The sequence below is a fragment of the Pedobacter arcticus A12 genome (assembly GCF_000302595.1).
Taxonomy (GTDB): Bacteria; Bacteroidota; Bacteroidia; order Sphingobacteriales; family Sphingobacteriaceae; genus Pseudopedobacter; species Pseudopedobacter arcticus.
The window spans coordinates 87,459-94,443 of sequence record NZ_JH947126.1; the positions used below are offsets into that span (position 1 = coordinate 87,459).

The 6,985-nt window shown below is 42.1% G+C and carries 4 protein-coding genes; all 4 read left to right on the forward strand.

Features of this window, described 5'->3' with window-relative positions; genetic code table 11:
• Positions 1-65: 65 nt before the first annotated feature.
• Positions 66-935, forward strand: a complete 870-nt coding sequence (locus B176_RS0107230; RefSeq protein WP_017258125.1) for an AraC family transcriptional regulator — start codon at positions 66-68, stop codon at positions 933-935.
• A gap of 13 nt (positions 936-948) precedes the next feature.
• Entirely contained in the window at positions 949-3,342 is a 2,394-nt protein-coding gene (locus B176_RS0107235; RefSeq protein ID WP_017258126.1) for a glycoside hydrolase family 3 N-terminal domain-containing protein, read from the forward strand.
• A 358-nt stretch (positions 3,343-3,700) separates the two neighbouring features.
• On the forward strand, positions 3,701-6,163 hold the full coding sequence (locus tag B176_RS0107245) for a glycoside hydrolase family 2 TIM barrel-domain containing protein (protein ID WP_017258128.1): 2,463 nt from the start codon (positions 3,701-3,703) through the stop codon (positions 6,161-6,163).
• Positions 6,164-6,166: 3 nt separating this feature from the next.
• On the forward strand, positions 6,167-6,985 hold an 819-nt coding region (locus tag B176_RS19165; RefSeq protein ID WP_237739811.1), incomplete at its 3' end, for an alginate lyase family protein.

Here is a 6,985-nt window from a genome sequence, read left to right on the forward strand (position 1 = left end):
GAAGGCTTTGTTGCGCAGTCTAATTGTGTTTTAATTTATTTTTTCTTAACCTAAATTTAACTAAGATGAAACCACAATTATTAAAAGTATCCATGGAGCCAACACAATCTTTAAGTGTACGCCAAGACTCTAAGCCTTTTATAAATAATAAATGGCATTATCATCAAGAAGTTGAACTTATACATTTTATTGAAGGAAAAGGGACACAATTTGTTGGAGATAGTGTAATGCCTTTCGGCAATGGCGATATTATTTTGGTTGGTAAAAATTTGCCACATTATTGGCGGTTTGATGAGTGCTATTCTCAAGAAGAAAATACATTAGCTCCGGATGTTAACGTGGCTCACTTTTCCGAAAACTTTTTGGGTGAGGCATTTTTAAATTTACCCGAAAACAAGCCATTAAGGGTATTGCTTGAGAAATCTAAAAGAGGGCTTAAAATTATCAAAGGAAATAAAGAGCGGATAGCAGAAATGTTGGGCAATATGTTAAAAGCAAGTGGCGCCGAGCGAATTATTTACCTAATCCATGCTTTAATTGAAATTAGTAAATGTGAAGAGGTTGAGGTACTTACGTCTATTGGTTTTGCCATGGATACCGAGCCGTCCGAAAGAGATCGAATCCGCGATATTTACGATTATACATTTGCAAATTATCGGAATAAAATAAATTTAGAAGAGATTGCAGACGTGGCAAAAATAAGCCCTAATTCATTTTGCAGATATTTTAAATCACGTACACAAAAAACCTACTCCCAGTTCTTAACAGAAATAAAAGTCGGCCAAGCTTGTAAATTATTGATAGATAATAGATTAAATATTAAGCAGGTTTGTTACGAGAGTGGCTTTAATAATTTTGCGAGTTTTCATAAGTGTTTTAAAAGTATTATGGGAAAAAGTCCGTTAATTTATCAGAAAGAAATGATGGCAGCTTAAACATATAATAACTATGAGATTTTTTTTACCTTTTTTGCTTTTTACTGTTCTAAATAGCCTTTCCTACGCACAAAACACTAATATCTTTCATAAAAATTGGATAGATTTTAATAAAAATGGCGTTAAAGACATCTACGAAGACCCTACTAAACCTATAAATGAAAGAGTAAATGATTTGCTATCACAAATGACAATAGCAGAAAAAACCAACCAGACCGCAACACTATACGGTTATGGGAGAGTTTTAAAAGATGAAATGCCAACGCAGGAATGGAAAAATTCCATCTGGAAAGACGGAATTGCCAATATGGACGAAGCTTTAAATAGCTTGCCCAATAATAAAAAGGCAGTTACAGCATACTCCTTTCCATACAGTAAACACGCAATGGCTATCAATACCTTGCAAAAATGGTTTATAGAAGAAACGCGACTGGGTATTCCGGTTGATTTTACAAATGAAGGCATTCACGGTCTTTGTCATGATAGGGCAACACCACTTTGTGCACCCATTGGCATTGGTAGTACTTGGAATCCAGATTTGGTATATCAAGCAGGGCAAATTGTGGGTAAAGAAGCTAAAGCTTTAGGTTATACGAATGTTTATGCGCCAATTTTAGACGTAGCCAGAGACCCAAGATGGGGACGAATTGTAGAATGTTACGGCGAAGAGCCTTTCCTGATTTCGGAACTCGGAAAAAAGATGGTACAAGGTATACAGAGCAACGGAGTTGCAGCAACTTTAAAGCATTACGCCGTTTACAGTGTTCCAAAAGGTGGTAGAGATGGAAATGCTCGTACCGATCCGCATGTGTCGCCAAGAGAGTTACACCAAATTTATCTTTATCCGTTTAAAAGAGTTATCCAACAAGCGCACCCAATGGGCGTAATGAGTAGTTATAACGATTGGGATGGTATTCCAGTTACTGCGAGTTCTTATTTTTTAACCGATTTATTGCGCAAGGAATATGGTTTTGACGGCTATGTGGTTTCTGACAGTGAGGCGGTGGAATTTATTTATTCAAAACACCGTGTCGCTAAAGATTTTAAAGACGCATCTGTTAAGGCATTAAACGCTGGTTTAAATGTTTGGACCAATTTTAGACAACCAGATAATTACATCAATAACTTAAGAGATGCGGTTAAAGAAGGTACGTTGAGTATCGATGTACTAAACCAACGAGTAAAGGAGGTTTTAAGTGTGAAATTCCGTTTAGGATTGTTTGATCAGCCTTTAAATAGTAACCCCAAATCAGCAGATAAAATTGTTCATCAAGCAGCGGAACAAAAATTTGCAGAGCAGCTGAATAGAGAATCTCTGGTGTTGCTAAAAAATGCCGATCAATTACTTCCATTATCAAAAAATAAGAAACAGAAAATTTTAATAACCGGTCCGTTAGCCAAAGAAATCGACTATACCGTAAGCAGGTATGGTCCGTCAAACAATCAATCCGTTTCAGTTTTTGATGGTTTAAAGAAATACGAAAGCCAACAATTAAGTTTTGATTATGCAAAAGGTTGCGATATTACTAATCCGGGTTGGCCTGGGACAGAAATTATAGAAACGCCATTAAGCGCTGATGAGCAACAAATGATTGATGAAGCGGTAGAAAAAGCAAAATTATCAGACGTTATTATTGCTGTAGTTGGCGAAAACGAAAAATTAGTAGGAGAGAGCCTTTCCAGAACAAGTTTAGATTTACCGGGTCGGCAACATCAGCTGTTAAAAGCTTTATATTCCACAGGAAAACCCGTGATTTTGGTAATGGTTAATGGGCGCCCTTTAACTATAAACTGGGAAAACCATTATTTACCCGCTATTTTGGAAGCTTGGTTCCCCGGACCAAGTGCAGGTAAAGTGATAGCAGAAGCTTTGTTTGGCGAATATAATCCAGGTGGTAAATTGCCCGTTACTTTTCCAAAATCTATCGGACAAATAGAGATGAACTTTCCTTTTAAGCCTGGTTCACAAGCTAGTCAGCCTTCATCGGGAGATAATGGATTTGGTAAAACCAGAGTTAACGGAACGTTGTTCCCTTTTGGCTATGGTTTAAGTTATACATCTTTTGCCTATAGTAATTTGTCTATCAATCAATCTCAAAAAGATAGTATCAGCGTAAGTTTTAACCTTAAAAACACCGGTAAATTTGCTGGAGACGAGGTGGTTCAACTCTACTTTAAGGATAAGCTGAGCAGTGTTATTGTTTATGAATCTCAGTTAAGAGCTTTTAAACGTGTAAATCTTACGCCAAATGAGGAAAAACTGGTGGCTTTGAAGTTCGCGGTTCAGGATTTAGAATTATTAGATAAAGACATGAACTGGGTAGTGGAACCTGGTGAGTTTGAACTAATGATTGGTAGTTCTTCCGAAGATATTAGATTAAGAAAGGACTTCTCCATAAACAATTAGTTCTTTGTTTAAGTGTTAATTATTGAAAGGTGTTTTGCACTTTACCAATTAAGTTTATGAAATAGCCAAATCTCATTAATCTTTTCCATTTTAAAATTCCTTTTTTTGGGATTGCTTTAAACATTTAAAGGAGTTGTTAACCTGCTGTTTTAATTTCAAAAACGTGTTTACAATATTGTTTTTTTCGAAATCTAGAGCAATGCAATTAGACGATAGCGGTTGTATCCAATTGTGTATGTTAAGCCAAGCTCAATTTTTTGGAATTGATGCGAGGTGAAATTAATATGAATACGAATCTATCTTTTAATTATTACACAATAGGAGTTTTAAAACCCTACTTCCAAATCACAAACCATCAATGATTAGACTAAAAATTATTCTACTTACAGCCCTATTTTTGTTTCCTTATATAACCACCTATGGCCAACAGAGCGAACGGCTCAGGCAGGGCTGGGAGTTCTTGAGGAGCGACCTTGGCGGGATCTGGGAGGCGAACCGCGATGCAAAGGCGGGGAGTTCGGAGACAGTTCCGATCTGGACAGGAGTAACCCTTCCGCACTGCTTCAACGCCACAGACGCGGTAGACCCAGACGTAAATTATTATCAGGGACCCGGCTGGTACCGCAGTAATCTAAAAATTGAGAATCCATATAAGAACGGTAGAACCCTACTGCATTTTGAAGGTGCCGGGCAGAAGACACAGGTGTATGTGTACAATACCAAGGTAGGCGAACACGTAGGTGGATACGATGAATGGACTGTCGACATCACGGATGCGGTTGCATCTTTCAGAAAAGACAGCGTGTTCAGCGGTAGGTTCAGGGGCAGAATCCCCATTTCCATCCGTTGCGACAATACGCGAGATTTAGAGATGATGCCTTCGGATCTTTCCGATTTCAACGTTTATGGCGGACTTTACCGTTACCTTAACCTCGTCTACGCTCCACAGCTGTCAATAGATAAAGTTTTTGCTTTGTCAGAAGTTGATGCAAAAGGCAGACAGGGAATCTTGAAGATATCATCACGTTTCTACAACCCGCTGAACATCGCGAAAGCCAGTGTCAATATCAAAGTGATCGACCCAAAAGGGAAAACCATCAGCAACAGCCAAAAAAGCATAATAGGTTTAAAACTGCAGGAAGAACTAGCACATTTAAAGGTGACAAAGCCAACGCTCTGGTCCCCGGAAACGCCGAACCTCTATACCGTAGAGATCAGTGTGGAACAGAACGGCGAGAGAGCAGTACACACAGAAAAAGTAGGATTCCGTAATTTTGAGTTCGTAAAGAAGGGACCCTTTATGCTGAACGGAAAGCGTCTTTTGTTACGAGGAACACACCGCCATGAAGACCACGCTGGGGTGGCCCAAGCCATGACAGAAGATATGATTCGCAGCGAGATGAAGCTGATGAAAGATATGGGTGTAAACTTTATTCGTTTGGGGCATTACCAGCAGTCACGCATCGTACTAAATCTCTGCGACAGCCTAGGGATTATGGTTTGGGAAGAAATTCCATGGTGCCGTGGCGGTCTGGGAGGCGAAGTTTACCAGGCGCAGGGCAAGCGGATGCTTACCAATATGATCGAACAGCACTACAACCATCCATCTGTAATCATCTGGGGATTGGGTAACGAGAACGACTGGCCGAATGATTTTACCACCTTTGACCAAGGAAAGATCAGAACCTACATGAGCGAACTGAACAGCCTGAGCCATAAACTTGACAACACCCGGCTGACCGCGATCAGACGCTGTGATTTCTGTAAGGATATCGTAGATGTGTATTCTCCATCTATCTGGGCAGGTTGGTACCGCGGGATCTACACAGATTACAAAGAAGTATCCAAGAAAGAGTTCGATACCGTCGACCGCTTTATACACGTAGAATGGGGAGGGGACAGCCATGCAGGGCGCCATTCAGAATCCCCGGACGATGCACTGAGCAAGGTAAGGAAAGCAGACAGTGCAGACGAGCGGGCAGGAGATGCCTCGCTCTACGGCGGGAGCGCAAGAGTATCCAAAGATGGCGACTGGAGCGAGTCATATATCGTGAACCTGATCGACTGGCACCTGAAAGAACAGGAGACCATGCCTTGGCTGAGCGGGACCGCATACTGGCCGTTCAAAGATTTCTCTACACCAGTACGTCCAGAGAATCCCGTTCCATACATGAACCAGAAGGGAGTAGTGGAAAGAGATTTTACCAGGAAAGAAGCATACTACGTATTCCAGTCGTACTGGACAGAAGGACTGATGGCACACATCTACGGGCACAGCTGGCCGGTACGCTGGGGCGATAAGGGACATAAGCGGATGGTAAAAGTGTATTCCAATGCCGATGAGGCAGAGCTTTTCGTGAACGGAAAAAGCCAGGGCGTTAAAAAACGGAATAGCCAAGACTTTCCAGCTTCTGGTTTACGCTGGATGGTGAACTACCAAGAAGGGAACAACGAGATCAGGGTTGTGGCCAAAAGAGGAAAACAGACCGTAACCGATGAGATAAGACAAGAGTACCAGACCGCCAAATGGGGCAAGCCCGCAAAGCTGACCTTGACAAAGCTACAAGAGGCCGATGGGAAGATCACGATAGAGGCAAAACTGCTGGATGCCAATGGTGTCTTATGTTTGGATGCGAAAGAATACGTTTATTTCGGGCTGACCGGAGACGGGAAACTGATCGATGATCAGGGAACCTCCTCAGGCTCACGCAAAGTACAGCTGTACAACGGAAGAGCAGTAATCAGTTTATATACAAACAAGGGGAAAAGCATTGCCTCTGTAAAGTCAGATAGTATCCCGACCCAGTTCTTAAACTTGTAAAAAATGAAGAGATTCTTAAGTATTATCGGAGTGTTGTTTTTTGTGGGATGTTCGCCCAAACTGGACAAGAAAACCAATATAGCACAGCAGGCAGAAGAAGTTCTGAAACAACAGACCCTGGCCGAGGCAGACTGGGCCATGCAACAGCAACCGGTCACCGTCACCGCAGAAACATCAACAAGAAGTGCGGGCGGGAAGCATGATTTCTTTTCGGAGGGAGACTACTGGTGGCCGGATCCAAAAGACGCCAGTGCGCCCTATATCCAGAAAGACGGGCTGACCAATCCGGACAACTTTGTTGCACACCGGCTGGCGATGATCCGTCTGAACAGGATCGTGGGTGCTCTGGCATCAGCATATAAGATCACGGGAGAGGAAAAGTATGTAAAGCAGGCAGTTCTTCATCTGAAAGCCTGGTTTGTAAACGCCAGCACCAAGATGAACCCAGACCTGGAATACGCACAGGCCATTACCGGAAGGTTCAAAGGCAGGGGTATCGGTATCATCGATACCATCCATCTGCTGGATGTTGCACAGGGAGCTTTGGTGATGTCAGATAAAATCAGTCCTGCCGATCTGAAAGCCATCAAGAGCTGGTTCTCCAGCTATACCAAATGGCTGATGACCAGCAAGAACGGTATCGAGGAGATGAACGCAAAGAACAATCACGGAACCTGTTTTACTTTACAGATAGCCGGTTTTGCAAAGCTTACGGGCAATGGGGAACTGCTTAAGTTTGCCTCAGACCGTTACAAAACTGTTCTACTACCCAGCCAGATGGCAACAGACGGAAGCTTCCCCCTAGAGATGGCCCGTACCAAA

What these genes read in the sequence shown, in the direction of transcription:
- B176_RS0107230 (WP_017258125.1), top strand. Translation starts at nt 66, where the DNA reads ATGAAACCACAATTATTAAAAGTATCCATGGAGCCAACACAATCTTTA.
- B176_RS0107235 (WP_017258126.1), top strand. Translation starts at nt 949, where the DNA reads ATGAGATTTTTTTTACCTTTTTTGCTTTTTACTGTTCTAAATAGCCTT.
- B176_RS0107245 (WP_017258128.1), top strand. Translation starts at nt 3,701, where the DNA reads ATGATTAGACTAAAAATTATTCTACTTACAGCCCTATTTTTGTTTCCT.